Origin of the sequence: Actinoplanes nipponensis (assembly GCF_016862275.1) — a bacterium.
GTDB classification, from domain to species: domain Bacteria; phylum Actinomycetota; class Actinomycetes; order Mycobacteriales; family Micromonosporaceae; genus Actinoplanes; species Actinoplanes nipponensis.
Genome location: NZ_BOMQ01000011.1, coordinates 38601 through 64695, shown reverse-complemented (window position 1 = coordinate 64695; position 26095 = coordinate 38601). Strand labels below are relative to the sequence as shown.

At 73.9% G+C, this 26095-nt stretch carries 26 protein-coding genes; 7 read left to right on the top strand and 19 right to left on the bottom strand.

The window, feature by feature from the left end; translation table 11 throughout:
* Positions 1-2: 2 nt before the first annotated feature.
* The 7 genes from Ani05nite_RS04495 to Ani05nite_RS04465 form a co-directional block, all read right to left on the bottom strand.
* Positions 3-263, bottom strand: a complete 261-nt coding sequence (locus Ani05nite_RS04495; RefSeq protein WP_203765386.1) for an acyl carrier protein — start codon at positions 261-263, stop codon at positions 3-5.
* Positions 260-1495: a ketosynthase chain-length factor gene (locus Ani05nite_RS04490; protein ID WP_203765384.1), complete on the bottom strand. Its 1236-nt coding sequence runs from the start codon at positions 1493-1495 to the stop codon at positions 260-262. The genes Ani05nite_RS04495 and Ani05nite_RS04490 overlap by 4 nt, the downstream gene beginning before the upstream one ends.
* Positions 1492-2760: a beta-ketoacyl-[acyl-carrier-protein] synthase family protein gene (locus Ani05nite_RS04485; RefSeq protein ID WP_203765383.1), complete on the bottom strand. Its 1269-nt coding sequence runs from the start codon at positions 2758-2760 to the stop codon at positions 1492-1494. Before Ani05nite_RS04485 ends, Ani05nite_RS04490 begins: the two co-directional genes overlap by 4 nt.
* A complete protein-coding gene (locus tag Ani05nite_RS04480; RefSeq protein WP_203765381.1) occupies positions 2757-3347 on the bottom strand; it encodes a flavin reductase family protein in 591 nt (196 codons plus the stop codon). The genes Ani05nite_RS04485 and Ani05nite_RS04480 overlap by 4 nt, the downstream gene beginning before the upstream one ends.
* A 111-nt stretch (positions 3348-3458) precedes the next feature.
* Positions 3459-4124: a response regulator transcription factor gene (locus Ani05nite_RS04475; protein ID WP_203765379.1), complete on the bottom strand. Its 666-nt coding sequence runs from the start codon at positions 4122-4124 to the stop codon at positions 3459-3461.
* Positions 4121-5200, bottom strand: coding sequence for a sensor histidine kinase (locus tag Ani05nite_RS04470; protein WP_203765378.1), 1080 nt, complete (start codon positions 5198-5200; stop codon positions 4121-4123). The genes Ani05nite_RS04475 and Ani05nite_RS04470 overlap by 4 nt, the downstream gene beginning before the upstream one ends.
* 45 nt (positions 5201-5245) lie before the next feature.
* Positions 5246-6178, bottom strand: a complete 933-nt coding sequence (locus tag Ani05nite_RS04465; protein ID WP_203765377.1) for a UbiA family prenyltransferase — start codon at positions 6176-6178, stop codon at positions 5246-5248.
* Between the two features lie 235 nt (positions 6179-6413).
* On the opposite strand from Ani05nite_RS04465, the gene Ani05nite_RS04460 reads away from it, so the two are divergent.
* Genes Ani05nite_RS04460 through Ani05nite_RS04445 form a run of 4 tightly spaced genes read left to right on the top strand, consistent with a single transcriptional unit; the run spans position 6414 to position 10672 of the window.
* The gene (locus tag Ani05nite_RS04460; protein ID WP_203765376.1) at positions 6414-7223 is read left to right on the top strand and encodes an AfsR/SARP family transcriptional regulator; all 810 of its coding nucleotides are present in this window, start codon (positions 6414-6416) and stop codon (positions 7221-7223) included.
* Between the two features lie 28 nt (positions 7224-7251).
* On the top strand, positions 7252-8997 hold the full coding sequence (gene leuA / locus Ani05nite_RS04455; protein ID WP_203765374.1) for a 2-isopropylmalate synthase: 1746 nt from the start codon (positions 7252-7254) through the stop codon (positions 8995-8997).
* A complete protein-coding gene (locus Ani05nite_RS04450) occupies positions 8994-9935 on the top strand; it encodes an ABC transporter ATP-binding protein (protein WP_203765372.1) in 942 nt (313 codons plus the stop codon). The genes leuA and Ani05nite_RS04450 overlap by 4 nt, the downstream gene beginning before the upstream one ends.
* The gene (locus Ani05nite_RS04445) at positions 9935-10672 is read left to right on the top strand and encodes an ABC transporter permease (protein WP_203765366.1); all 738 of its coding nucleotides are present in this window, start codon (positions 9935-9937) and stop codon (positions 10670-10672) included. Before Ani05nite_RS04450 ends, Ani05nite_RS04445 begins: the two co-directional genes overlap by 1 nt.
* Positions 10673-10713: 41 nt before the next feature.
* Here Ani05nite_RS04445 and Ani05nite_RS04440 read toward each other — a convergent pair whose 3' ends face one another.
* The 6 genes from Ani05nite_RS04440 to Ani05nite_RS04415 are packed head-to-tail and all read right to left on the bottom strand — an operon-like array spanning position 10714 to position 16651.
* Positions 10714-11154, bottom strand: a complete 441-nt coding sequence (locus Ani05nite_RS04440; RefSeq protein ID WP_203765361.1) for a DUF4345 domain-containing protein — start codon at positions 11152-11154, stop codon at positions 10714-10716.
* 25 nt (positions 11155-11179) lie between these two features.
* Positions 11180-12358 carry a glycosyltransferase gene (locus Ani05nite_RS04435; RefSeq protein WP_203765359.1) on the bottom strand — a complete coding sequence of 393 codons (1179 nt, stop codon included), beginning with the start codon at positions 12356-12358 and terminating at the stop codon, positions 11180-11182.
* A 21-nt stretch (positions 12359-12379) separates the two neighbouring features.
* On the bottom strand, positions 12380-13726 hold the full coding sequence (locus Ani05nite_RS04430; RefSeq protein ID WP_203765357.1) for a glycosyltransferase family 2 protein: 1347 nt from the start codon (positions 13724-13726) through the stop codon (positions 12380-12382).
* Between the two features lie 8 nt (positions 13727-13734).
* Positions 13735-14574, bottom strand: coding sequence for an ABC transporter permease (locus Ani05nite_RS04425; protein WP_203765356.1), 840 nt, complete (start codon positions 14572-14574; stop codon positions 13735-13737).
* Positions 14571-15524, bottom strand: a complete 954-nt coding sequence (locus Ani05nite_RS04420; RefSeq protein ID WP_203765355.1) for an ABC transporter ATP-binding protein — start codon at positions 15522-15524, stop codon at positions 14571-14573. The genes Ani05nite_RS04425 and Ani05nite_RS04420 overlap by 4 nt, the downstream gene beginning before the upstream one ends.
* A complete protein-coding gene (locus tag Ani05nite_RS04415; protein ID WP_203765354.1) occupies positions 15521-16651 on the bottom strand; it encodes an acyltransferase domain-containing protein in 1131 nt (376 codons plus the stop codon). The genes Ani05nite_RS04420 and Ani05nite_RS04415 overlap by 4 nt, the downstream gene beginning before the upstream one ends.
* Before the next feature lie 263 nt (positions 16652-16914).
* Here Ani05nite_RS04415 and Ani05nite_RS04410 point away from each other — a divergent pair, with 263 nt between their 5' ends.
* Complete coding sequence (locus Ani05nite_RS04410) at positions 16915-17958, top strand: ketoacyl-ACP synthase III family protein (protein WP_203765353.1); 1044 nt, start codon at positions 16915-16917, stop codon at positions 17956-17958.
* Positions 17959-17975: 17 nt separating this feature from the next.
* On the opposite strand, the gene Ani05nite_RS04405 is transcribed toward Ani05nite_RS04410, so the two are convergent.
* The 6 genes from Ani05nite_RS04405 to rfbH are packed head-to-tail and all read right to left on the bottom strand — an operon-like array spanning position 17976 to position 24128.
* Positions 17976-19229 (bottom strand): nucleotide disphospho-sugar-binding domain-containing protein, encoded by a 1254-nt coding sequence (locus tag Ani05nite_RS04405; RefSeq protein WP_239129272.1) that lies wholly within the window; start codon positions 19227-19229, stop codon positions 17976-17978.
* Positions 19226-19987: an SDR family NAD(P)-dependent oxidoreductase gene (locus Ani05nite_RS04400; protein ID WP_203765350.1), complete on the bottom strand. Its 762-nt coding sequence runs from the start codon at positions 19985-19987 to the stop codon at positions 19226-19228. Before Ani05nite_RS04400 ends, Ani05nite_RS04405 begins: the two co-directional genes overlap by 4 nt.
* Positions 19984-20265 (bottom strand): phosphopantetheine-binding protein, encoded by a 282-nt coding sequence (locus Ani05nite_RS04395; protein ID WP_203765349.1) that lies wholly within the window; start codon positions 20263-20265, stop codon positions 19984-19986. Before Ani05nite_RS04395 ends, Ani05nite_RS04400 begins: the two co-directional genes overlap by 4 nt.
* A gap of 11 nt (positions 20266-20276) precedes the next feature.
* Positions 20277-21794: a class I adenylate-forming enzyme family protein gene (locus Ani05nite_RS04390; protein WP_203765346.1), complete on the bottom strand. Its 1518-nt coding sequence runs from the start codon at positions 21792-21794 to the stop codon at positions 20277-20279.
* Positions 21791-22816 carry a ketoacyl-ACP synthase III family protein gene (locus Ani05nite_RS04385; protein WP_203765345.1) on the bottom strand — a complete coding sequence of 342 codons (1026 nt, stop codon included), beginning with the start codon at positions 22814-22816 and terminating at the stop codon, positions 21791-21793. The genes Ani05nite_RS04390 and Ani05nite_RS04385 overlap by 4 nt, the downstream gene beginning before the upstream one ends.
* Positions 22817-22820: 4 nt before the next feature.
* Complete coding sequence (gene rfbH, locus Ani05nite_RS04380; RefSeq protein ID WP_203765575.1) at positions 22821-24128, bottom strand: lipopolysaccharide biosynthesis protein RfbH; 1308 nt, start codon at positions 24126-24128, stop codon at positions 22821-22823.
* 148 nt (positions 24129-24276) lie between these two features.
* Between rfbH and Ani05nite_RS04375 the strand changes: the two genes are divergently transcribed.
* Together Ani05nite_RS04375 and Ani05nite_RS04370 are read left to right on the top strand one after the other, a co-directional pair.
* On the top strand, positions 24277-25023 hold the full coding sequence (locus Ani05nite_RS04375; RefSeq protein ID WP_203765344.1) for a rhomboid family intramembrane serine protease: 747 nt from the start codon (positions 24277-24279) through the stop codon (positions 25021-25023).
* On the top strand, positions 25020-26054 hold the full coding sequence (locus Ani05nite_RS04370) for an alpha/beta fold hydrolase (protein WP_239129270.1): 1035 nt from the start codon (positions 25020-25022) through the stop codon (positions 26052-26054). The genes Ani05nite_RS04375 and Ani05nite_RS04370 overlap by 4 nt, the downstream gene beginning before the upstream one ends.
* Positions 26055-26095: the final 41 nt, after the last annotated feature.

The following is a 26095-nucleotide window of genomic DNA, read 5'->3' as shown; positions in this document are numbered from 1 at the left end:
CGCTACGCGGCCGTCTCGAGCAGCCGCCCGTTGACGAACGCGACGAACTGCGCCGGGGTCTCGACGTCGCCCAGCGCCTCGTCCGGCAGCGCCACCCGCAGCTCCCGTTGCACCCGGCTCGCCGTCTCCAGCAGCGCGAGGGAGTCGTAGCCCAGCTGGTCGAAGGTGAGCTCGCCGATGTCGCCGTCGAGGTCCACCGACTCGTCCTCGCCGGCGCACGCGCGCATGATCCGCTTGAGGTCCTCGATCGTGAACTGACTCATGCCTCTTCCATCCCTTCCGATCGTCGATCGGCCGCCCGCAGCACGACCGCCGCGTTGAAACCGCCGATGCCGCGGGCGAGCACCAGGGCGGTGCGCACGGGCACGTGGCGGAGCGAGGTCACCAGGTCGATCTGGTGGCCGTACCCGTCGCCGCCGGTGTTGACGGTCGGCGGGATGATCCCGTCGCGCATCGCCAGCAGGGCGGTGGCGACGTCCAGGGTGCCGGCGCCGGCGCTGAGCCGGCCCGTCATGGTCTTCGGCGCGGTGACCGGTACGCCCCGCGGGCCGAAGAGCTTCTCCAGCGCGTCGGCCTCGGCGCGGTCCCCGGCGAGCGTCCCCGCCGCGTCGGCCAGCACCACGTCGATCTCGTCCGGCACGAGATCGGCCTGCCGCAGCGCCGTGGCGGCGGCCCGGCCGAGACCCGGCTCGCGGTCCGAGCCCGGCGGCGGGTCGAAGGTGGCCGCGTATCCGGCGATCTCGCCGTACACCCGGGCACCGCGCCGCCGCGCGGCCGCACCGTCCTCGATCACCAGGACGGCGCCGCCCTCCCCGGCGACACCGCCGCTGGCGCCCGCGTCGAACGGCCGGTACGCCCTCGCCGGGTCGTCGCACGTGCTCCACTGCCCGGCCGGCACCTGGCCGGCCACCCCCATCGGGCACAGCGCCCCGTCCACCCCGGCGGTGATCACCACCGGGGTGCCGTCGGCGACCAGCCGCCGTGACAGCCCCACCGCGTCCAGCCCGCCGGCCTGCTCGGTGACGAGCGCGGCGGCCGGGCCGCGCAACTTGTGCCGGATGGAGATCTGGCCCGTGTTGACCGCGTAGAACCACGAGAACGACATGTAGGCGCTCACCGTCGACGGTCCCTGGGTCCACAGTTTCTGCAGCTCCCGCTGCCCGAACTCCAGTCCGCCGGCGGACGCCGAGGTGACCACGCCGAAGTCGAAGTCGTGCGCGGCGTCGGGAGCCAGCCCCGCGTCGGCCAGCGCCCACTCGGTGGCGACCAGGGCGAGCTGGGTCATCCGGTCGGTCTGCGGGACGAGCCGCCCCGGCAGGTGCGCGGCGGGGTCGAAGTCGCGCACCTCGCCGGCGAGCCGGATCGGGTACCGGCTGGCGTCGAACCGGGTGATCGGGCGGATGCCACTCGTCCCGGCCCGGGTGTGCCGCCAGTAGTCGCCGGTACCGACCCCGTTGGGGGCGAGCACGCCGAGACCGGTGACGGCGGCGCTCACCGGCTCACCGCCTCGGGCCGGCAGAGCACCATCGCGCTCTGGAATCCGCCGAAGCCGCTGCCCACGTTCAGCGCCACGTCCACTCGGTGCTCCCTCGCCTGCAGGGGTACGTAATCCAGGTCGAGTTCCGGGTCCTGCCGGTGCAGGTTCGCGGTCGGCGGCACGGCCCCGTGCGTGATGGCCAGGGCGCAGGCCGCCGTCTCCAGGGCGCCGACCGCGCCGAGCGAGTGGCCGATCATCGACTTGATCGAGCTGGCCGGGGTCCGGTACGCGTGCGGGCCCAGGCTTCGCTTGATGGCCGAGGTCTCGTGCCGGTCGTTCTGCTTGGTGCCGGTGCCGTGCATGCTGACCCAGTCGACCCGGTCCGCGCCGATCCGCGCCTGGTCCAGGGCCACCCGGATGGCCTCGGCCATCTCCCGGCCCTCGGCCTGCAGGCCGGTCATGTGGAAGGCGTTGGCCCGGGTGGCGACGCCGGCGATCTCGGCGTAGACCCGGGCACCGCGGCGCCGGGCGTGCTCGTACTCCTCGAGCACCAGCATGGCGGCGCCCTCGCCGAGCACGAACCCGTTGCGGCTGACGTCGTACGGCCGGTGCGCGTGCTCCGGGTCGTCGTTGTGCACCGAGGTCGCCTTGATGGCGTCGAAGCAGGCCACGGTGATCGGGGCGATCGGGGCCTCGGTCCCGCCGGCGATCATCACGTCGGCGTCGCCGCAGCGGATGACCTGGGCGGCGTAGCCGAGCGCGTCGATGCCCGCGGTGCAGCCGTCGGAGACCACCGACACCGGTCCCTCGGCGCCCACCTTCCACGCCACCTCGGCGGCCAGCGAGCTGGGCACCAGATAGTCGTACAGGTGCGGAACGGCGTAGCCGGGATCCACCTCCCACCGCCGTCCGCCGTCGCTGAGCACGACGTACTCGGACTCCAGCTTGATGGTGGCGCCGACCGCGCTGCCGACGGTGACGCCCACCCGGGTGGCCGGCACCTCCCCGCCGGCGAGCCCGGCGTCGGCGACGCACTCGGCGGTGCACACGACGGCGAACTGGGCCGTGCGGTCCATCCGCCGGATCTCCTGCGGGGTGAGGCCGTACGCGGTCGGGTCGAAGTCGCACTCGGCGGCCATCCGGGAGCGGAATCCGGACGGGTCGAACGCGGTGATGGTGCGGGTGGCGCTCCGGCCGGACAACAGGCGTTGCCAGTACGCCGGGGTGCCGACGCCACCCGGCGCCACCACACCGATTCCGGTGATCACAACTCGGCGGCTCATCTGCTCCTCCGCTCGTCGGCTTCTGGGACGGGGGGCACGGCGGACTCCAGCGTGGTGAACCGGCCGTACCGGCCGCCGTGGTACAGCAGCGGCGGGGCGGACGTGCCGGCGTGCACGGCGACCAGCAGTCCGACCACCAGGAAGTGATCGCCGAGGGGGAGCACCGCGTGCCGCCGGCACTGCAGGTGGGCCGCCGCCGCGTCGAGCAGCACCGCGCCGTCCGGCCCGTGGCGCCAGCGGGTGGGTGGCGCGAAACGGTCCACCCCTCGCGCGGCGAACCGGGCGGCCAGGGCCTGCTGCGTGTCGGTCAGCACGTTGACGGTGAACGTCTCCGCGGTGCGCAGCCGCCCCCAGCAGCCGGCGTACTTGTCGACGCAGAAGGAGACCAGCGGCGGGCTCATGCTGACCGAGGTGAAGGAGCTGGCGGTGAAGCCGGCCGGCCGGGCGCCGGTGGTCACCACGACCACTCCGGCGGCGCAGTGGGCCAGCGCGCGCCGGAACACCTCGGCCCCCACCCCGCCGGGCGGTGGTGCGGGCGCCTGCCGGGTGCGGGAACCGGAGTCCGGTACGGACACTTCCGTGCGCACGACTCGCCTCCCCTCCGGCGGGAGCGGCGGCTCGTCTGCCGTCGTCCCGTCCTGTGCAAGAGGGTCGGCCGCGCCGCTGGAGAACCGGTACAGGCGCGAGCTAGAGGCCGCTCAACGGTGGTCCGGGCGGCCACCCGGGCCGCGGGGCGGCTGGATGATCCGCATCTCGATCGCCTTCTTGACCGCGTCGATCCGCGACAGGGCGCCGAGCTTGGCGAACACGTTGCTGAGGTGGCGTTTGACGGTGGCCTCGGTGACGTAGAGGCGGGCGGCGATCTGGGCGTTGGTCAGCGCCATGGCGGTCAGCTCGAGAACTTCGCGTTCGCGGGCCGACAGGCTGGCCGTCTCGCGCGGGGCGTGCACGGCGGCGAGGCTGCGGCGGGAGACGCCGAGGATGATCCGGTCGTCGCCGGAGCACGCGGCGCGTACCGCCGCGACCAGCTCGGCGCGGCCGGCGCTCTTGAGCAGGTACCCGCGGATGTTCAGCGCCAGCAACCGGCGCAGCAGCTGCGGGCCGTCGTACATGCTCAGGATGAGGATCTGGCTCTGCGGGGCGAGGGTACGCATGCGTTCGACGGTGGTGGTCACGTCGTCGCCGATGATCTCCACGTCGAGCAGCACGACGTCCGGGCGCAGGTCGCTCACCAGGCCGACGGCGGTCTCGCTGTCGCCGGCCTCGCCGATCACCTTCAGGTCCGGCTCGGTCTCGAGCAGCTCGCGGACCCCCTGGCGCACCAGCGCGTGATCGTCGACGAGGACGATCCGGATGTCGTTCATGCCGTCGGCCGGGCGAGCGGGAGCAGCAGCTCGATCGTGGTGCCCTGGCCGGGACTGCTGGCCACGGACAGCGCTCCGCCGAGGAGACCGGCGCGCTCCCGCATGGAGACGATCCCGGCGTGGGAGGAGTCCACTGCGGACGGTTGGAACCCCTGGCCGTCGTCGCGTACGGTGGCGCGCAGCTCGCCCGGACTGATCTGCACCCGGACCAGCGCGACGTCGGCGCCGGCGTGGGCGAGGACGTTGCGCAGCGCCTCCCGCACGATCAGGAAGACCTCGTCGCGGACCTCCGGGGACGCCCAGTGTTCGTCGCCGGTGACGTGCAGCCGGACGTCGGTCCGCGATCGGGGTTCGGTTTCCAGGAAGCTCCGCAGAGCCTTTTCCAGCCCGTCCGGCGGCTCGGCCACCCGCAGATCCGAGATGAGGTCCCGAACGGCGTCGAGGGTCTCCCGGAGGGATTCCTGAGCGGTGGCGACGCAGCTTCGCGCCTGAATGGGACGCTTCGCCTGATATATCTCGTAGAGCTCCAAGTTGCGGTAGGCCAGGCTGACCCCGTGACCAACCCGGTCATGCAGTTCTCGGCTGATCCTCTTGCGTTCCTCGACGTGCGCGCCATGAATGCGATCGAGCAGTAACGCGGCATACGAATCGGCGGCGGCGCCCAGCGCCCGAATCAGCACCCTGTTCATGCCGAGCGCGACAGCGAGCATGGCTTGCGCGGAAGCGCCCTGCGGTCCGGCCTGCCGGTCCACACTGCACATCACCACGTCGAAGAGCATGCCCGCCGCCCGCAACGAGACCCCGGGGTAGATGCCCGCCTCGGCCCGGCTGCTGCCGAGCTCGGTGGCCAGTGTGCGCCGCGCGGTCTCGGCGTGCCGGCCGTACAGTTCGTCGACCAGGTCGTCGAGCAGCTGCCGGGCGTGGGACAGGATCTGCGAGCGCGTCGCCGCAGTGGACAGCAGCGGGCTGCCCTGCTGCTGCAGCGCTCGTTCGTACCCGGCCAGGATGGACGACGTGGACGCCTCCAGCCGGGCGACCACGCCGGAAATCGCCGTCATTTCCTCTGGTTCGGCCACGCGTTCCCCCGCCCCATACGTGGGACGAGGCTATCTCGCGCGAGATCATGTGAGCAACAGAAAGACATCGATCAGAATCGCCGCGTGAACCGCGTACTGGGTAAGCATGAAAGCTTTATACGGGCGCCGCCGCCGGTGCCGTTCCGGCGCCGCCGCGAAGGCGATAGTGGTAAATACGACACACCAGGCACCAGCCATCATAATCAGGCTAGAAGGGCGAAGAACCGGCGCAATGGTGAACGCGGCCAGGCCGAAGCCGCCGGCCACCACGAGCGCGTTGCCGACGACCAGGCGCACCGCCCGCCCGTGCCGGGTCGACGCGGTGGTGCGGCAGCCCGCCACGGCGTCGCCGTCGACGTCGGAGAAGTCCTTGGCCAACGCGCCGACCAGTCCCATCCACACCGACATGACGAGCGCGAAGATGATCAGGGGCGCGGTCGGCCGCAGCGGCCCCCACACCGCCGACCCGGCGGCGAAGGTCAGCAGGCCCGCCACCACGACGATCGCGCCGGCCGCGCCGGACCAACGCTTGAGCCGCGCCGGCGGGCTGCAGTACGCGTACCCCAGCAGCACCATCACCGGCACCAGAAAGATGTACGGCGCCCCCAGGCGTGCCGCGCCCAGCACCGACAACACCCCGGCAGCGACCGCGACCACCGCGGCGAACCCGCGGGGCAGATCGCCACGGGCGATCGGCCGGGTGGATCCGTTGAGACGGTCCTCCACGATGTCCATCACGCCGTCGGCCAGGTAGACGCTCAGCACCGCGAGCTCCCAGACCGCGATCGACCCGAACAGCCGGAGCCAGGGAAACGCCACACCGGCCGGACGGCCCAGCCCGAAACCGGCCAGCAGCCGCAGCAGGAAGATCACCTGTACCTGCAGCCGTGCCTCCGCGAAGCAGGCGGCGATTTTGGCGGGGAAGGACAGCGTCCTCTGCACCGGCACCTCGGCACCGCTGAGCACAGTGATTGACATGAATCAACCGTCGGCAACCGCGACCGCAGCGTCAATGGTGGTAGCCGAAGGTTGTAGTGCCGGCTACCACCTTCGTCCGCCGAGCGCGTGGATGGTCCACTCTCGCGCCGCCGCCGGGATAGGACTCCTTGCGACCCGGTCCGGCCGCTCCCTAGCTTTCGATCCAGAGCTCGGCCGTGCACCGTCCCTCCCCTGTGGCGTCCGCCCGGGAACGACGAAATCGGAGAATACCGTGATGAAATTCAATGTGCTGGGTCCCCTGGAAGTCACCAGCGAGGGCACGGACCGCACCCCCACCCCGCCCAAGGTCCGCCGGGTCCTGGCCCTGCTCCTGCTGCGCGCCAACCAGGTCGTCTCCGTCGACGCGCTGATCGAGGAGCTGTGGGGCGAGCACCCGCCGATGAGCGCGGTCACCACCGCCCAGACCTACATCTACCAGCTGCGGCGCAGCTTCAACCGGCACCAGGTGGCCCCGCAGCGCCCGGAGTGGCTCGTCACCACCGCGCCCGGCTACCTGATGTACGTCGATCCGGAGCAGATCGACGCGCATTCCTTCCAGACGATGTCCTGGCAGGGCCGCCAGCTGCTGGACAACGGCCGCACCGCGGAAGCCGCCGCCGTGCTGCGCCGGGCACTCGACCTGTGGCGCGGCCCGGCACTGGCCAACGTCCTCACCGGCCGGCTGCTGGAGTCGCACGCCGTCCACCTGGAGGAGGAACGGCTGCGCACGCTGGAACTGCGCATCCTCGCCGACGCCGAGCTGGGCCGGCACCACGAGCTGATCGGCGAGCTGCGCTCACTGGTGGCCGCCCACCCGCTGAACGAGTGGTTCCACGGTCAGCTCATCGCGGCGCTGAGCCGGTGCGGGCGGCGCAGCGAGGCGCTGCAGGCGTACCAGAACCTACGGGTGCTGCTGCACGACCAGCTCGGCCTCGACCCGCAGCCGGAGCTGCAGCGGTTGCAGCGCGAGGTGCTGACCTACGACTCCCCCGAGGCTCCCGGGTTCGGCCTGGGAATGCGGCCCACGCTGGCCGCGGCGTCCTGACCCGATCACCACCCCGGCAGGAGGAGTCATGCCCAACCGGCAGCGTCCCAGCCCCATGGCGACGCACCGCTACCAGCGGTTCCCCGCTCTGGTCAACCGCCGGCGGCGGTGGCCGGACGCCGAGCACACGGCTGCGCCCCGGTGGTGCTCCGTGGACCTGCGCGACGGCAACCAGGCGCTCATCGAGCCGATGTCGGTGGACCGCAAACACGCCCTGTTCCGGCTGGCCGTCGAACTCGGCTTCAAGGAGATCGAGGTGGGCTTCCCGGCCGCGAGCCGGGTCGACCACGAATTCGTGCGCCGGCTGATCGAGGACGACCTGGTGCCCGAGGACGTCGAGATCTCCGTGTTGACCCCGGCCCGCGAGGAGCTGATCGACACGACGCTGCGCAGCCTCGGCGGCGCCCGGCACGCCACGCTCCACCTCTACAACGCGACCTCGCCGCTGTTCCGCGAGGTGGTGTTCGGCACGGACCGGGCCGGCTGCCGTGACCTCGCGGTCCGGGCGACCCGGCACGTCGTGCGCCGGGCCCAGCAGCTGGTGCCCGGCACCGTGCTGGGCTTCGAGTACTCCCCGGAGCTGGTCGTGGACACCGAGCCGGACTTCGCCGTCGAGGTGTGCGAGGCCGTCATGGACGTCTGGCAGCCGGGGCCCGACCGGGAGATCGTGCTCAACCTGCCGGCCACCGTCGAACGGTACGGCCCGCACCGCTACGCCGATCTCGTCGAGTGGTTCGGTGACCAGCTGACCCGCCGCCGGCACGTCTGCCTGTCGCTGCACCCGCACAACGACCGCGGGACGGCCGTCGCGGCGGCCGAGCTGGGCGTGCTCGCCGGAGCCGACCGGGTGGAGGGCTGCCTGTTCGGCAACGGCGAGCGCACCGGCAACGTCGACCTGGTCACGCTCGCCCTCAACCTGTTCAGCCAGGGAGTCGACCCCGAGCTCGACCTCTCCGACATCGACGCGGTCCGGCGCACGGTGGAGCAGTGCAACCAACTGCCGGTGCCCGACCGTCACCCGTACGCCGGGGACCTGGTGTACACCTCGTTCTCCGGGTCGCACCAGGACGCCATCAAGAAGGGTTTCGAGGCGCTGCGCGCCCGGTCCGGCGCGAGCGGGGTGCCGGCCGCCCGGCTGCCCTGGCGGATGCCGTACCTGCCGATCGACCCGCGTGACGTCGGGCGTTCCTACGAGGCGGTGATCCGGGTGAACTCGCAGTCCGGCAAGGGCGGGGTGGCCTACCTGATGCAGACCGAGCACCACCTGGAGCTGCCCCGCCGGCTGCAGATCGAGTTCTCCGGCGTGGTGCAGCGGCACCTGGACGACAGCGGCGGCGAGGTGGACGGGGACCGGCTGTGGCAGGTCTTCACCGCGGAGTACCTCGGTGGCGCACGACCCCCCTTGCTCGACTACGCGCTGTACGGGCCGGACGGCGCGAGCGCCCAGACCGTCGAGCTGACGGCCGAGCTCACCCTGGGCGGGCGCCGGCATCGGCTGGCTGCCGCCGGCGAGGGACCGCTCGACGCGCTGGCCAGGGCATTCGGCGAGGCGGGCCTGTCCGTGACGATCCGCGACCACCACGAACACCCGGCGACCGTCCAGGGGCGGGCCGGGGTGGTCGCCTACGTCGAGTGCGCGGTGTCGGGAACGACGCTCTGGGGCGTCGGCCTGGGCGGCGACTCCGCCGAGGCGGCGCTGCGGGCCGCGGTGAGCGCGGTGCATCGGGCCGCCGTCGGTCCCCTGCTGCGCCCCGCCGTGGCGGTGGCCCGGTGACCGCCACGGCCCTGAGCCGGCCGGACGGCGCCGCCCCGGCAGACCCGCCCGCGGGCCCGGCGGTGCGCCTGCACGACGTCTCGTTCGGCTACGGTCGCGATCCGGTCGTGCACGGTCTCGACCTCCGGGTCGAACCCGGCGAGGTGCTGGCCCTGCTCGGTCCGAACGGCGCCGGCAAGTCGACCACCATCGGCCTGCTGCTCGGCCTGCTCACGCCGGCCGCCGGCCGGGTCAGCCTGTTCGGGCTCGGCCCGGAGCAGGCGGTGCGGCGCGGTCTGGTGGCCGCGATGCTGCAGGAGAATCAGCTGCTGCCCCGCGCGACCGTCGGGGAGTTGCTGCACTTCACCCGGGGCCTGTACCGGGAGCCGATGTCGCTGGACGAGGTGGCCGGCCTGGCCGACGTCGGTGACCTGCTGGGTCGCACCACGGACGGGCTGTCCGGCGGCCAGGCGCAGCGGGTCCGGTTCGCGCTGGCCGTCGTCGGTCGCCCCTCCCTGCTGGTGCTCGACGAGCCCACCGCCGCACTGGACGTGCGCGCGCGCCGGGAGTTCTGGCGCGCGATCGACGGCTACGCCGCGCACGGGCGGGCCGTGCTGTTCGCCAGCCACCACCTCCAGGAGGTCGACGAGCACGCGGGGCGGGTGGTCATGTTGGCGGCCGGCCGGATCGTCGCCGACGGCAGCCCGGCGCAGATCCGGCGCACCGTCGCCGATCGCACCGTCGCCGTGGACGTGACGCGCGACGGCCCCGACGAGGCCATGCTGCGGACTCTGCCGGGGGTCGCCTCGGCGACCGTGGCAGCCGGGCGGGCCGAGCTGCGCTGCACCGATGCCGACGCCGCCGTCACGGCGCTGGCGGAACGCGGGCTGCTGCGCAACATCGAGGTCGGCGCCGGCAGCCTCGAGGACGCGTTCCTGTCCATCACGGAGGTGCGCTGATGCGGGGATATCTGCGCCTGGAGCTGCGGCGGACGCTGCGCACGCCGGGTTTCGTCATCTTCACCGTGGCCATGCCGCTGGTGATGTACCTGGTGTTCACCAACCTCGGCACGGTCACCGGCCGGCACAGCCGCGACGCCGCCCTGTACGCGATGATCAGCGTCGGTGGCTTCGGTGCGGTCGGGGCGCTGCTCAACTACGGCGCGTCCGTGGTCGCGGACCGTACCAGCGGCTGGCTGCGCCACCTGCGGCTTACCCCGCTGTCGCCGCTGCGGGTGGTGCTCGGCAAGGGGCTGACCGGGATGCTGCTCGCGGTGCCGCCGGTGCTCGCCCTGTGCCTGGCCGCGGTGCTGGTCAACCACGTCCGGCTGGGTGGCGGCCAGTGGTGCGCGCTGGTCCCGTTGATGTGGCTCGGCGCCACGCCGTTCGTGCTGCTGGGCCTGGGCCTGGGGTACCTGTGCACCGCGCAGACGGTGCAGCCGGCCAACTTCGTCTGCTACTTCGGCATGTCGCTGCTGGGCGGGCTGTGGCTGCCGCTGCAGACCTTCCCGGCCTGGCTGCGCCGGCTGGGACGGTTGACCCCGACGCACGGCTACGCCGACATGGCGCTGCGGGTGGTCGGTTTCAACAGCGACCCGGCCGGCCTGGACGCCGCCGTCCTCGGCGCCTGGTCGCTGGCTTTCGCCGCGTTCGCGGTCTGGGCGTACCGGCGGTCGGCGGCCCGCAAGGACGCCTGACGGCGGGCCGGCCCCGGCGAGTGAGGCCGGGGCCGGCCGCGTCACCTGCGTTCCGCGACCGCGGCCGCGACCGGCGAAGGGTCACGACCGCCGGCCGCGGCCGACACGACCCGCCGGTGCCAGGCCCACAGCACCGGCGGCGCCACCAGCTCGACCACCATCGCGGCGGCCATCACCGGGTGCGGCGGGCCGGCCACCACGAAGGACACCGCCCGGGCGAGCCCGCTGGCCGCCATCACCCCCAGCCACCCGCGGTACGCCGGCGCCGCCGGAGCCGCGGCGACGCGCGGCGCCAGCACCAGCGTGACCACGCCGTACGCCAGCCAGTAGGTGCCCAGGAACCGCACCTCGCTGTCCACCGTCGGCGTGGTGACCTGGCCGTCCAGCATGCCCGCCGGCCCCTCGGCGACGGCGAGCGTCCCGGTGGCCACGGCCAGCACACCGAGCGCCCCGGTCACGAGCCGCAATCCACGTCCGCTCATCTTCTGCTCCTCTCCCGGCGGTCGCTCATGCGACGCCGCGACACCTGTGCACGAGGTCCCGGACGTCGGCCACGAGCCGGTCCGGGCCGGGTAGGGCCAGCACGGTACGAGCCACCCGGCGGGCGGCCTGCCGGTACGACGGAGTGTCCAGGACCTCGACGCACGCCCGCGCCAGAGCCCTGGGCCCGGCCGTGACCGGGACCACCTTGGCGACTCCCAGCCGGGCGCAACGGGCGGCGTGGAACGGCTCGTCCCCGATCACCGGCAGCGCGAGCATCGGCGTGCCGGCCCGCAACGCCTCCCGCACACTGCCAAAGCCCGCATGGGTGACGAAGAGGTCGGCCGCCTCCAGCAGCAGGGGCTGCGCGACCGTCTCGACCACGCGAACGCTCGGCGGCGCCGCGTCCCGCAGCTGCTCGGCGGTGTCCCCGGCCGCGACCACGGCGGTGCACGGCACCTCGCCCAGAGCACGGACCAGCGCTGCGGCCGGCGGTGCCAACTTCCAGGATTGTCCGGTGAGCACCGACCCGAACGCGGCGTACACCAGGGGCCGGTCGGTGGGCAGCTCGGTGAGCCACGCGGGGGCGTGCTCACCGACGCGGGCCGGCTGCTCCTGCCGGTAGTGCCGCAACGTCGCGGCGTCCGTCCCGTCGCCGTAGCCGGGCGGTGTGAAGCCGGCCAGCAGATACCGGTACGGATCGGGGTGGGCCTGGTCGCTCAGCCCGAACGCCGCCCGCAGCCGCCGCAGCTCGGCGCTGATGGCGCCGGCCTCCAGCAGGTGCGTACAGCCGGACGCGACGGCCACGTGCGGCAGGCCGAGCGCCTCGGCGGCGAGGTAACCGCCGAACTCCTCGGCCACCCGCACCACCACGTCGGCGTTCCACTCGACCGCCAGCTCCCGGATGTCCGCGGCGGCGCGCACGGCCGGGTCGCCGAAGAAGGCCCGCTCCTTGAGCGCGTCCGTGTACGCCCGGTGTGCCCCCAGGGCCAGATGCCGGCCGATGGTCCCGGCGCTGTCCTCGTCGGCGGCCCAGTCGACGCCGACCGGCCGGAAGTCGAGGCCGTAGTCGAGGCGCACCTCCGCACCCGCTTCCGGCGGGCCGGCCACCACCACGTCGTGCCCACCGGCCCGGGCGGCGGCCGCGACCGGGGCCAGGGCGCGCAGGTGGGAGCTGGCGTTGAGGGTGCTGATCAGGAATCGCACGTACGCTCCTCCGTCGTCCGCTCAGGCGACGCCGCGGGCCGGGCCGGCGGCCCGCGCCATCGGCACGCCGGCGCCGGGCCAGCGCCGCGTCGCATGCGCCCGGTGGGTCTCGCGGATCTCGCAGGCGCGACCGAACGCCACCCCGCCGGCACGGGCGGCGCGTTCCACCTCGCGCTCGTCCGGCTCGGTGCCGCTGGTCCCCGCGCGGCTCACCCGGTCGCGGACGACCGCGTCCCGGGCCAGCCACGTCAGATCGTCCTGGGATGCGGCCGGCGGTGCCGCCGCCGTCGGCACCGGCGGGGCGGCCCGGGACAACACCTTCGCCAGCCCGGCCGCCGTGGCCGCCAGCGCGGGGTCCACCGGCGCCGCATCGGCCGGGGCGGGCCGGAAGCGCACCGGGACGGCGTCCCACCGCACGGCCGGCACGATGGCGAGCAGTTCCTCGAACACCGTCGTGATACCGGCGGTCAGCGCGTCCTCGTCCAGCTGGACCAGTGCGACGTCGTGCGCCGCACCGATGCCGCTCAGGTAGCCCGCCAGCAGCACCGCGCGGCGGATCATGCCGAGCGCGGCGAAGACGGTCCGCGCCCCGGGATCGTCGACCTCCAGGTAGCGCCGGGCGATCGGGGCGCTCGTGTCGACGCACCGCCGGTAGGCCGCCACCGGGCTCGGGTAGTAGTACTGCAGGTCGCGGCGCTGCAGAAAGACCTGGGCGGTGCCGATGCCCTGGCGCAGGGCGCGGCGTACCAGGGAAGCGGGCTCCTCGTCCACCTCGTGCAGCGGCGCGGGGGCGGCGCCGAGCCAGTGGATGACACCGCCGGCCTGCCTGATGCGCAGCCCCAGGTCGGTGTCCTCGGCGAAGTGCGGATAGCGGGCCACGTCGAACGGTTCGCCCGCGATCAGGTCGCGGCGGTATCCGGCGTTCGCCGTCACCAGCGCGTGCGCGGTGTCCGCGGTCAGCGGGGCGGCGTCGAAGACCCGTTCGTGGTGCAGGAACGCGGTCACCGGCCCGGTCACGACCGTGCGTACCGGGGCGGCGACCGCGTGGCCGCCGCCCAGCAAGGGCCGGGCCATCTCGGCGCACCACCGCGGCGGCACCACCAGGTCGTCGTCGGTGAACAGCACGGCGTCGTGGCGGGCCAGCCGGACCCCCTCGTTGCGGGCGGCGGATACGCAGGCGGCGGCCGAGCGCACCACCCGTACGCGGGGGTCGACGGGCGGCAGCGGGGCCGCGGCGGCCGGCCCGTTGACCACCAGCAGCACCTCGGCGTCGGGGTGGAAGCGGGCCGCCGAGTCAGCGGCGGCCCGGACGCACCGGGTCACCGTGGGGCTGCGCAGCACGGTCGGGATGATCACACTGACGGTCATCGCCGGCCTCAGTCGACCACTCGGGCGACGAACCGGGTCACCGCGGCCCAGCCGACGATCACCGTGCCGCCGGCCAGCGCGGACATGAAGGCGATCGCCGGCATGTGGGCGAGCTGCGGGGTCAGCGACGCGCGCAGCCCTTCGCTCATGTAGACGACCGGGTTGAGCAGGACGGCGTACTGCAGCCAGGGCAGCGGGCCGAGCGTGGACCAGGAGTAGTAGACGCAACCCAGCATGGTCATCGGCGTCACGACGACGGCGAAGAACTGCTGGGCGCGCTTGATGTCGATCACCGTGCCCAGCAGCAGCCCGCTGGCCGAGCCGAGCAGCGCGGAGAGCAGGGCCACGGCGATGAACAACGGCCAGCTGTACACGTGCACGTAGGGCGCCTGATCCTCGGCGTGCACCAGCAGCACGATCGGGAACACCAGGGCCCCGGCGGCCAGCGCCTGCAACGCCCCAGACGTGATCTTGGCGACGCCGATCAGCCAGATCGGCACGGGAGCCATCGCCCGGTCCTCGATCTCCCGGTTGTAGGAGAACTCGAGCAGCAGCGGCATCGTCACGGCCATGATGCCCTGGATCGCGATGGTGATCGCGACCAGGCCGGGGACCAGGATGGTGGCGAAGCCGCGTCCGTCGACCCCGGGGGTGCCGGCCATGCCGATCTTGGGCATGACGTACGTGAACACGAAGGTGAACGCCAGCGGCTGCATCACCGAGCGGGTCAGCAGCGATCCGAGCTGGCCGCGCAGCACCCGCAGGTCCCGGACCAGCATCGCCCGGAAGGTGTGCCACGCGATCCGCCGCGTGCTGATCGTCGACTGGGGAAGTGCGACAACGCTCATTCCCGGTACTCCCGTCCGGTCAGGTTGAGGAAAGCGGCCTCGAGGCTGGGCCGCAGGGTGGAGACGTCCAGGATGGACAGCCCGTGGTCGGCGCCGATGGAGGCCAGCTCCCCGACCAGGCCGGCCGCATCGGCCGCGTGCACCCGCAGCCGCCGGCCGTCGGCCTCGGCCCGCGACACGTCGGGCAGCTTGCCGGCGGTCTCCGCGGCGGGCTGGGCCTCGCCGTCGAAGACCACGGTGAACACCGACTCCGCCCCGGACGCGGTCTTGATCTCGTCGACCGTGCCGCCGGCCACCACCCGGCCGTGGTCGATGATGGCGATCCGGTCGCACAGCGTCTCGGCCTCTTCCAGGTGGTGCGTGGTCAGCAGGACGGTCTGCCCCTCGGCGTGCAGCCGGCCGAGCAGTTCCCACAGGTGCAGCCGGGTCTGCGGGTCGACGCCCGCGGACGGCTCGTCCAGCACCAGCACCTCGGGCCGGTGCATCACCGCGCGACAGATCATCGCCCGCCGTGCCTGGCCGCCGGACACCTCGTCCAGGGACGCGTCGGCCTTGTCGGCGATGCCGAACTCCTCCAGCAGCGCCAGGGCCCGCCGGCGGGACTCCTTGCGGCCCAGCCCGAAGTAGCGCCCCCGGAACTCCAGGTTCTCCAGCACGGAGATCTGCCGGTCCATCGTGTTGCGCTGGGTCACCACGGCGACGCGGCGGCGCACCTCGACGGGGTTGCGCTGCACGTCCACGCCGGCCACGACGGCGCGGCCACCGGTGGGCCGGATCCGGGTGGTGAGCATGCCGATGGTGGTGGACTTGCCGGCGCCGTTCGGCCCGAGCAGCCCGAAGAACCGGCCCGGCCGGACGAGGAGGTCGATGCCGTTGACCGCGTTGATGGTGTGCGGGCCGTAGGCGTACGACTTGCGCAGGTCATGGGTCTCGATGGCGGCCGCTGTCATGGTCGGCTCCTTCGCGGTGGTGGGCCGCCGGCCGTGGGGCGGCCCGGCGGATCGGTGGCGATGGACGGCTGCGGCACGGCCGTCGCGAGGTCCGGCACGGCGATGTCGTGCCCTTCGGCGCGTACGCGCTCGGCAGCGGCCATCGTGGCGGCGCGGTCCGCCTCGTCGCGGCCCCGGCGGGCCGGCAGCAGCCCGACCACCGCACTGCGGCCGGCCGCCACCGCGGGATGCCGCCGCGCCGCCGCGGCCAGCGACTGCCCGGGGCTCGCGTCGACCAGCAGCGCGTCCCCGGCGCCGAGCAGCCGGTCCAGCGTGGGCCAGAAGCGCACCGGTGTGGCGGCGTGACCGGCCCAGAACCCGGGATCGCGGGCGGTGTCGGCGGTCAGCGGCCGAGTCGTGTAGGCCGACCACAGCGGCAGCAGCGGCTCCCGCAACGTCATCCGGGCGAGGCCGGGCAGCGCCTCGTCGACCAGGTGGGCGGCGGCAGGGCTGTGGAACGCCACCGAACTGCCCAGCCGGCGACACACCAGCCCCGCCGCGTGCAGCCGTCGCGTCGTCTCGGCCAGCGCGGCGTCGAGCCCGGCCAGCATCGTCTGGCGAGGTGCGTTGACGGCGCCCACCGCCACCCCCGGCGCCAGATGGGGCCGGACCTCGGCGACGCTCGCCGCCACCGCGAGCATGCCGCCGGCCGGAGCCCGCGCCGCCTGCTCGACCCGGTCGGCGAGCAGCCGCGCCGCGTCGGCGACCCGGAACACCCCGGCCAGGGTGGCCGCCGCGACCTCCCCGACGCTGTGGCCCAGCAGGGCCGCGGGTCGTACGCCCCAGTCCAGCACCATCCGGCCGAGCGCGTAGTTGACGGCGAACAGCAGCGGCTGCGCCCGGCTCACGTCGTCGATGCCGACCCGCGGGCGGTCGGCCAGCCAGTCGGCGCGCAGCCCGGACGCGGCGGGGCCGAAGCAGTTCAGCACCTCGTCCACGGCCGCGGTGAAGACCGGGCAGGCCCGGTAGAGGCCGGCGGCCATCCGGGTCTGCTGCGCGCCCTGGCCCGGGAACATCAGCACGACCGGACGCGACGAGGGTGGCGTCCCGGTGGCCGTCGCCCGGGCGGCGACGTCGAGCTGGGTCATCGGACGGCCTCCTCGGCGGATGGCGCCGGGCGTGCCCGGCTACGACCACCACACCGTCGCCGGTGGACTTCGAGACCGGTTCGACGACGGGTCGCACCGGACGTCGACCGGTTCTCCAGCGACCGTCGAGCGCGGCCCGCGAGGGTGACAGCCATGGCGCGATCCGCCCGCCACCCGGCGCCGATCCCGGGCGTCGCCGCCTCGCCCACGAGGCGTACGCGACGACGCCCGGGAGGCCCTCAGCCGCACCGAGAGGTGACGCCATGCTCCTGGACGACATCCGCCTGGCCGCGCTGGGCAGTTACCTGCCGCCGGAGATGTCCGCGTCCGAGGCGGCCGGTCTGGGCCTGTGCGACCCGGTGTACGCCGCGAGCCAGCAGATGCGGGCGGTCACCGTCGTCGCGGAGGACGGCGACGCACCGGTGTCCGGCCCGCAGCTGGCGGTGGCCGCCGCGAGGCAGGCCCTGCGCCGTGCCGGGCCGTCCATCGACGGCATAGACCTGCTGCTGCACAGCGCGCTCTACTACCAGGGCCACGACATGTGGGCGCCGGCGTCGTACGTGCAGCGACACACGGTGGGCGACCCGTGTCTGGCCATCGACGTGCGGCAGACCTCCAACGGCGGGATGGCCTCGCTGTATCTGGCCGCGCGGCAGCTGGCGACCCTGCCCACCGGCCGGGCCGCGCTGCTCACCACCGGGGACCGGTTCTGCCTGCCCGGCATCGACCGCTGGCGCAGCGACCCCGGCACCGTGTTCGCCGACGGCGGGACCGCCGCGGTGCTGACCCGGGGCGTCGGCTTCGCCCGCCTGCGCGGGCTGGCGCTGGTCAGCGGGAGCGAGCTGGAGACGATGCACCGAGGCGACGACCCTTGGCATCCCGGTCCGCTGACCGCGCGCGCCCCGCTGGACGTCCGGCACACCACCCGCGACTTCCTGCGCCGGGTGGGCAGCTCCTTCGTGGCGCAGCGAATGGCAGCCGGTCAGCGGGCCGCGGCGAAGCAGGCCCTCGCCGAGGCGGACGCCACGATCGCCGACATCTCCTGGTTCGTGCTGCCCAACTTCGGCGCGCGGCGGATGGAGCCGGGCTTCTTCCGCCCGTTCGGCATCGATCCGGCGCGCACGACCTGGCCGTGGGGCCGTTCGGTGGGCCATCTCGGCGCGGGCGACCAGTTCGCCGGCCTGGCGCACCTGGCGCGGACCGGCCGGCTGCGTTCCGGCGAGCTGATCGCCCTGATGGGCGTGGGCGGCGGTTTCACCTGGTCCTGCGCGGTCTTCGAGATCATCAGCGCCCCTGACCGCTCGTGAGCGCGCCAGGCAGCGGATCAGCCGGACGCCGGAGCCCGCGCACCGGCGAGGTCCTCGAGCCGGGCCACCAGGCCGGCCGGGGTGGGTCGCCGATCGTTCTGGTCGCGCAACCAGCGGGCCGCCCGCCCGTACGCGAGGTCCGCGATCACGTCGGTGACGGCGGCCCGCACGGCCCCGGCGTCGAAGTCGCCACCCCGCACATGCAGGCCCGCGCCGGTCGCGGCCACCCGGTCGGCGTTCGCGGCCTGTTCGGCGGCGAACGTGACGGCGACCTGCGGCACTCCCGCAGCCACGGACGTCATCACGCATCCGGCGCCGCCGTGGTGCACGACGACGTCGGCGCCGCTCAGCGCCGACGCCAGGGCCACGTCGCTGAACACCGTCGTCGCCGGCGGCACCCGCAGCGCTGCCGCGTCGGCCGCACTCACCAGGACGGTCACGTCCAGCCCGGCGCCGGTTAGCCCGGCCAGGATCTCGGGCACGACGAACGACCGCGCCCCCGCCATGGCGGTCAGCGAGGTGCCCCAGACCACGCACACCCGCGGACGGCCGCTCACCCGGGGACGCGGCGGGCAGCTGCCGCCGAACCCGCCCGCGTACGGCACATAGCGCACGTCGAGCCGGTGCGCCGCACCGACCGGCGGGCACAACGCCGGTGGGCACGGGTCGATCACGGTACGGAAGGGAGGGTCACCCAGCTCCGCCACGCCGTGACGGGCGAACGACCGGGTCGGGTCGCCGGGCACCAGCCGCAGCGCGCCCTCCTCGGCGGTGCCGACCGGACCCCACAGGTGCGCCACGGCCGGCACCGAGACCACTCGGGCGGCCAGCACGCCCTCCAGGCTGAGCCGGTCGTGCACCACCAGATCGGGGCGCCACCCGGTGGCGAACCGCACCGCCGCGTCGAAGCTGCGCGCGGTCGCGGCCAGGGCCGCCGCCCGGTGCTCGGCCCGGTACGCCGCCGAGTCGAAGTCCTCGAGCCGGCTCAGGTGCTGCCCGGTGACCGGGTGCACGGGCAGCCACGGGTACGGCCAGTCCCCCGCCTGCGCCTGCCAGAAGTGGCTCAACCGGGCCTGGAGCACCATGTCCAGCCCGTCGAGGACCGGGACCGCGGGCAATCCGGCGGCCTGTACGGAGGTGGCCTGCGAGGCGGCGCACAGCACTCGTACCTCGTGCCCGGCGGCGCCGAGCGCGCGGGCCAGCGGCACCATGGGGAAGTAGTGCCCGGGCCACGCCGACACCGAGAAGAGGACCCGCATCGCGGCGCTCACGGCAAGAGGAAGCCGGCCAGCAGGCCGCCGTCGACGACGATCTCCGTGCCGGTGACGTAGGACGAGTCCGCCGAGGTGAGGTACGCGACCACGGTGGCGACCTCCGGTGCGGTGCCGAGCCGGCGCAACGGCAGGGTGCGGTGCAGCCAGCCGGAGACGTTGGCGTCCAGCTCCTCGGTCATCGGGGTGCCGATCACGCCGGGGCAGACCGCGTTGACCCGGATCCCGTCCGGGCCGAGTTCCATCGCGGCGGTGCGGCTGATCGCCGACACCGCCGCCTTCGAGGCGCAGTACGCCGAGAGGTACCGGAAGCCGATCATCGCGTCGATCGAGGAGATGTTGACGATCGTGCCGCCGCCGGCCGTCCGCATCGCCGGGACGACGGCCTGGATGCCCAGGAACACGCCCACCTGGTTGACGTCGACGATCCGGCGGAACTCCGCCTCGGGCAGGTCCGCGACGGCGCCGACGCCGAGCACCCCGGCGTTGTTGACCAGGCCGTCCAGATGCCCGAACACCGCCTGCGACCGGGACACCGCGGCGGCCCACTGCTCCGCTTGGCGGACGTCGAGCGGTACCCCGGCCGCGACCGGCTCGGCGTGACCGTCGTTCAGCTCGTCGACCAGGGCCTTGACCTCCGCCGTGTCGGCGAGCACGACCTTCGCGCCGCAGCCGGCCAGCAGCCGTGCCTGGGCCGCGCCGAGACCGCCGGCCGCGCCGGTGACCAGGACCACCCGACCGGCCAGGTCGACGCTCATCGCCCGGTCACCGGCGGCGCGGACACGGCGTCCGCGGACCGCACCTGCGTCAGGGTCCGCCACAACGCGGCCGGGGTGGCGAACGTGTCGCCGGTCAGCAAGGAGTCCGGCAGCCGCACCGCGTAGGCGTCCTCCAGCTCCATCAGCACCTCGATGGAGGCCAGGGAGTCAAGCCCGTGGCTGCGCAGGCACGTGTCGGGGGCCAGCCGGGGCGGCAGCGGCAGGATGCCGCGCAGGACCGTCTCGAACCGGGTGTCCCACTCGGGAGCAGTGGTCATGGGTGCCTCCTTCATTCCTGCGGCTGGTCGAGCAGCTCGGCCAGGCGCCGCTTGTCGGTCTTGCCGTTGGCGGTCAGCGGCAGCTGCGGGAGCACGTGGCAGGCCGGCGGCAGCTTGCCGTCCTCGATCCGCTCGGCCAGGGCGCGCAGCACGTCGGCCGGCGCCAGCTCGGTGACGGCGAACAGGGCGACGTCACGGCGGCCGGTCGGGGGCAGCACGGCGGCCGCGCGTACCCCGGGAACGTCGCAGGCGGCCGCCTCGATCTCCACAGCGCTGACCCGCAGCCCCCGGCGCTTGAAGATGTCGTCGCGCCGGCCTTCGAAGTAGAGGTGGCCGTCGGCGTCGAGCCGCCCGTAGTCGCCGGTGTGCAGCGTCACCGTGCCCGTGTCCGGGTCGCGGCGGAACCGTTGCGCGCTCAGCTGCGGCGCCCGCCAGTAGCCGGCCATCACGTGCGGGCCGCGGACCGCGATCTCGCCGCACTCCCCGGGCGGCAGCGGATGCCCGGCGTCGTCGAGGATCAGCACCTGGGTGCCGTCCAGCGCCGTGCCCACCGAGCCGGGACGCCCGCGGTCCCCGTCGCACTCGGCGATCGTCACGCGCTTGCACTCGGTGATGCCGAACATCGCCACGATGCCGGCGCCCGGGAAGCGCTGCCGCAGTGCGGCGATCATCGGCGCGGTCAGCGCCGCGCCCGTGTTGGTGAACAGCCGGACCGCCGGCACGCTGCTGTGCCGGGCGGCCAGGCGCACCAGCATCTCGGCCAGACTGGGCACGACGGGCACCACCGTCACCCCGTGCTCGCGGATCGTCGAGATGAGCCGCACGTGCGCCGCCGGCTCCCCGAGCACCAGGTGAGCGCCCGCCAGCACACTGAGGAAGACCTGGTAGAGCCCGTAGTCGAAGGCGAGCGGCAGGGCGCAGAGCACCACGTCGTCCGCGCGGTAGCGCAGCCGGTCGGCGATCGCGCGGGCCGCGAACACGACCGTGCCGTGCGGGCTCACCACCGCCTTCGGCGCGGCGGTGCTCCCGGACGTGTAGATCAACAACGCGGTCGCGTCGCCGTTCGGCGCCGGTCCGGCCGGTCCGGCCGGCGGCAGCGACGGTCCTGACAGCGCCGCCCGGAGGGTGCCGAGGCCGACGACCGGCCGGTCGGTCACCTCCCGCACGGTGACGGCGTCGTCGTCGCCGGTCACCACCAGCCTCGGGTCGGCGTCGGCGAGCACGCTCCGCAGGTGGTACCGGCGCATGCCGGGATTGATCGGCACGAAGATCGCCCCGTGGCGCAGTGTCGCGAACAGCAGGGCCACGAACTCGCGCACGTTGCCCGCCCGGCACACCACCCGGTCGCCGGGGCCGATCCCGTGGGCGGCCAGCCAGGCGGCGCCGGTGCGGGCGGCCGCGTCCAGCTCGGCGTACGTCCAGCCGCCGGTGGCGTCGCTGACGGCGCGCGCGTGCGGCCGGCGAGCGACCGCCTCGCGCAGCAGGTCGTCGACGACGAGGCCGGTACGGACGTGCTCCATGACGGTCATGTCCACTCCGGCCGGTCGAGGATCTCCACGACGGCGGTGGTGCAGGTGTAGCCGGCGCCACCGCCGAACAGCAGCACGTGGTCGCCCGGCTCGACCGCGCGCGTGGTGACCAGGTGTTCGAGCCCGGCCGCCCAGTCGCCCGCCCCGACGTGGCCGGTGGTGCGGCCGAAGTCCCAGGTCGTCATCTCCTCGGCCACGCCGAGCAGGTGGTGCACCTGGTAGTCCCCCTTGAGCCGGCCGGTCGCCGGGGTCACCATGCGGGCGACGCGCTCCATCGGCAGCCCGGCGGCCTTCAGCACCGCGGCCCGGGCGGCGATCATCACCCGGCCGATCCGGATGCTGGTCTGCGTCGGATCGTGGGCTGTCGCGTACGCGGCGGAGCGGGCCTGGAGATCGACCGGACACTGCCCGGCCCGCGATGCGGCGGAGAAGGTCTCCGCGCCGCGCGCCTGGCCCTCCAGGGTGTTGTCGGCGACCGTGGCGGTCGCCAGGACGCGCGCGAAGCCGCTGCGCGACGACAGCACCAGCGCGGTGCCGCCGTCGCCGTAGACGTTGAAGTCGTGGGCGTTCCACCGGTCGATCGCCGGGCCGGCGAACCGGTCCGCCGTGGTGATCAACGCGGCCGGGGCCCGGGAGACGGCCAGGTGAGCCGCCGCCAGCTCGACGGCGCCGAGGCCGATGTTGCACCGCTGCTGGACGTCGTACGCGGGCACGGAGCGGGCGCCGGCGGCCGCGGCCACATAGGACGCGGCCGGCCAGATGTCGAGCCCTTGGAACCACAGGCTGCCGTGCAGGGCGATCGCCAGCTCCCGGCCGGCGACGTCCGCGCGGGCCAGCGCCACCCGGGCCGCCTGCACGGCCATGTCCGGCGGCGCGGTGTCCTCGTCGACGCAGATCGATCGGTAGCCCAGGGTCTTGAAGCGCTCGGCGTCGAGCAGGCCGGCGTCCACGGCTTCCCGGGCCGCGGTGGGCGGGGCCAGCCGGCTGCCCAGCCCCGCGATGTACAGGCTGTTCCAGCGCATCGGATCAGCCCCTCGCCGCGACGAAGTCGCGGACGGACGCGGCCATGTAGTCGAGCATCTCGATGCTCAAACCGGGGTAGACACCGATCCAGAAGGTGTTCTCGGTGATCACGTCGCTGTTGGTCAGCTCGCCGGACACCCGGTACGGCTGGTCGGCGAAGGCCGGGTGCCGGGTCAGGTTGCCGGCGAACAGCACCCGGGTGCCGATCCGGCGCGCCTCGAGGTGCGCCACGAGCTGCGCGCGGGTGAACCCGGCGTCCGGGGCCACGGTGAGCACGAAGCCGAACCAGCTGGGGTCGCTGCCCGGCGTCGCCTCCGGCAGCAGCAAGCCGGGCACGCCGTCGAGCCCGGCGCGCAGCCGCGCCCAGTTGCGCCGTCGCGCCGCCCCGAACTCCGGCAGCTTGGTGAGCTGGCTGAGCCCCAGAGCCGCCTGCAGGTCGGTGTTCTTCAGGTTGTAGCCGACGTGCGAGAACGTGTACTTGTGGTCGTAGCCGTACGGCAATCCGCCCTGCTGCTGGCCGAAACGCTTGTGACAGGTGTCGTTCTCACCCGGCTCGCACCAGCAGTCGCGGCCCCAGTCCCGCAGTGACTCCACGATCCGGGCGAGCCGCAGGTCGTCGGTCAGGACGCAGCCGCCCTCACCCATGGTCAGGTGGTGCGCCGGGTAGAAGCTGGCGGTCGTGAGGTGCCCGAAGGTGCCGGTCGGGCGCCCCTGGTACAGCGAGCCGACCGCGTCGCAGTTGTCCTCGATCAGGAACAGCCCGTGCCGCTCGGCCAGGGCGGCGATCTCCGCCACCGGGTACGGGTTGCCCAGCGCGTGCGCGATCATGATGGCCCGCGTCCTCGGCCCGATCGCGGCGGCCACCCGCTCGGCCGTGGTGTTGTAGGTGCCCAGTTCCACGTCGATGAAGACCGGCAGCAGGCCGTTCTGCAGGATCGGGTACACGGTGGTCGGGAAGCCGCACGCGACCGTGATCACCTCGTCGCCGGGGCGCAGCCGGCGGTCGCCGAGCTCACGCTGCCGCAGCGCCGTGAGGGCGAGCAGATTGGCCGACGATCCGGAGTTGGTCAGATGCGCCTTGCGCAGGCCCAGCACCTTGGCGAACTCCCGCTCGAAGCGCCGCGAGCTGACGCCGGCCGCGATCCGCAGGTCCAGCGCCGCGCCGACCAGCGCGACCCGGTCGTCCTCGTCGATCACCGCCCCGGAGGGAAGAAGCGGCGTGACCCCCGGCACGAACGATGTCTCGCGTTGCTGCTCGCGGTGGTATTTGCGGACCGATTCCAGGATGAGCTCCTGCGACTCGCTCATCAGCTCCACCTCCACGGGCTCATCGGTGGGAACCTCCGGAGGCTCCGCCGTCAGGTGTCACCGTGCTGGCCGGGCTTCGAGACCGTCTCGAAGCCCGGCAGAGCAGGCCTCCCGGCGGGACGCCAACGATCTTCGAGGCGAGGTCGGCATAATGACGGCACCGATCCGGCCGGACACCACCGAAAGGGGCACGATGGGCATGCCGCGGATGATCCGGCGCCCGTGGCTGACGCTCGGCGTGTTCGCCGTCACGGCCACGGTGAACCTGATTCAGCTCACCGTCGATCCGCGGCTGCTCCGGTCCCTGGAGCGCACGTCGGCCGGGCTGCACAGCGACTGGTGGCGGACGTTCGCGTCCCTGTTCGTGCAGGACGGCGGCGTCCTGGGCACCCTGTCCAATCTGGTGTTCCTGCTCGTGCTGGGCGCCGTGGCGGAGAGTGTGACGTCGCGCCCGCGCTGGCTGCTGGCGTACTTCGGCACCGGGCTGATCGGTGAGCTCGCCGGCTACTCGTGGCAGCCCACCGGCGGCGGCAATTCCGTGGCGGTCTGTGGCCTGGCGGCCGTGCTCGCCTGGGCGCTGGTGCGCCGGCCCCGGTCGGTGCCGGCCATCGCCGCGCCCGCGACGCTGGTCTGGTGCGGCGTGCTCTTCACCACCTGGTACGTGCCGCTGGTGGTGCTGGGCGCGGTCCCGGCCGCCGTGACCCCACGCCTGATCCAGGCCCGGTGGGGTGGTCTCGGCTTCCTCGTCCTGGGCGTCTGCGTGGCGACCGCGGTGACCTTGACGGCCGCCCGCAACATCCACGGCGCGGCGCTGCTGGCCGGCCTGCTTCTGGCGGCCGCCCTCACCTGGCGCGAGAAGCCGGGACCGGTGCGCGGGAGCCGGCCGCTGCGGGCGTGAGCGACAATCGCGGGGTGCAGCAGCGGCTCACTCGAGTGGTGTCGGCCGACGGCGCCGTCGTGGCGTACGCCTCGGTCGGCGCGGGCCGGCCGTTGGTCTACGTGATGGGCTGGCTCACCCATCTCCGGCTGAGCTGGGAGCTGCCGGCCGAGCGGGCGCTCTACGAGGCGCTGGCCCAGGACTGCCGGCTGGTGCGCTACGACCGCGCCGGGTGCGGGCTGTCGGCGGCCGTGGCCCGCCCGGCGTCGCTGGCGTTCGAGCTCGAACAGCTGGCCGCGGTCGCCGGCACGCTGGGCGAGCCGTTCGATCTGATGGGCACGTCGATGGGCGTTCCGGTGGCCGTGGCGTGGGCGGCGGCGCATCCCGGCACCGTGCGGCGGCTGGTGCTCTACGGCGGCTGGGCGCGCGGCGGCGACCTGTCCCCGGCCCCCGTACGCGATCATGTCCTGGGTCTGGTCGAGGCCCACTGGGGGCTGGGCTCGGACGTGCTGACCGACATCTTCGCCCCCGACGCCGACCGCTCGACCCGGGCCGAGCTGGCCCGCTACCAGCGCGCGTGCTCGAGCGCCGCGACCGCCCGGGCGCTGCTGGCGCTGAGCTACGAGCTCGACGTCACCGACCGCCTCGGCCAGGTACGGGCGCCCACGCTGGTGGTGCACCGCACCGGCGACCGTGCGGCGCCGGTCGCCCAGGCCGAGGTCCTGGCCGCCGGCATCGCCGGCGCCGAGCTGGCGCTGCTGCCCGGCCGGTCGCACCTGCCGTACGCGGGTGACCGGGACGAGCTGGTGCGGGTGGTCCGCCGGTTCCTCGGCCTGCCCCTCCCCCGGCGCCGCGCCGACGGGCTGACCGCGCGCCAGCGCGAGGTGGCGGAGCTGGTGAGCCGGGGCCTGACGAACCGCGAGATCGCGACGCGCCTGGGCATCGAGGAGCGCTCGGCCGAGGGTCACGTCGAACGGATCCGGCTGCGGCTGGGTTTCCGGTCCCGCGCCCAGATCGCCGCCTGGTACGGCGCCCGGCGCGACCTGATCTGAACGGTTGCCGACAGTGGGGTATTTCCCCGCCTGACTCGCCG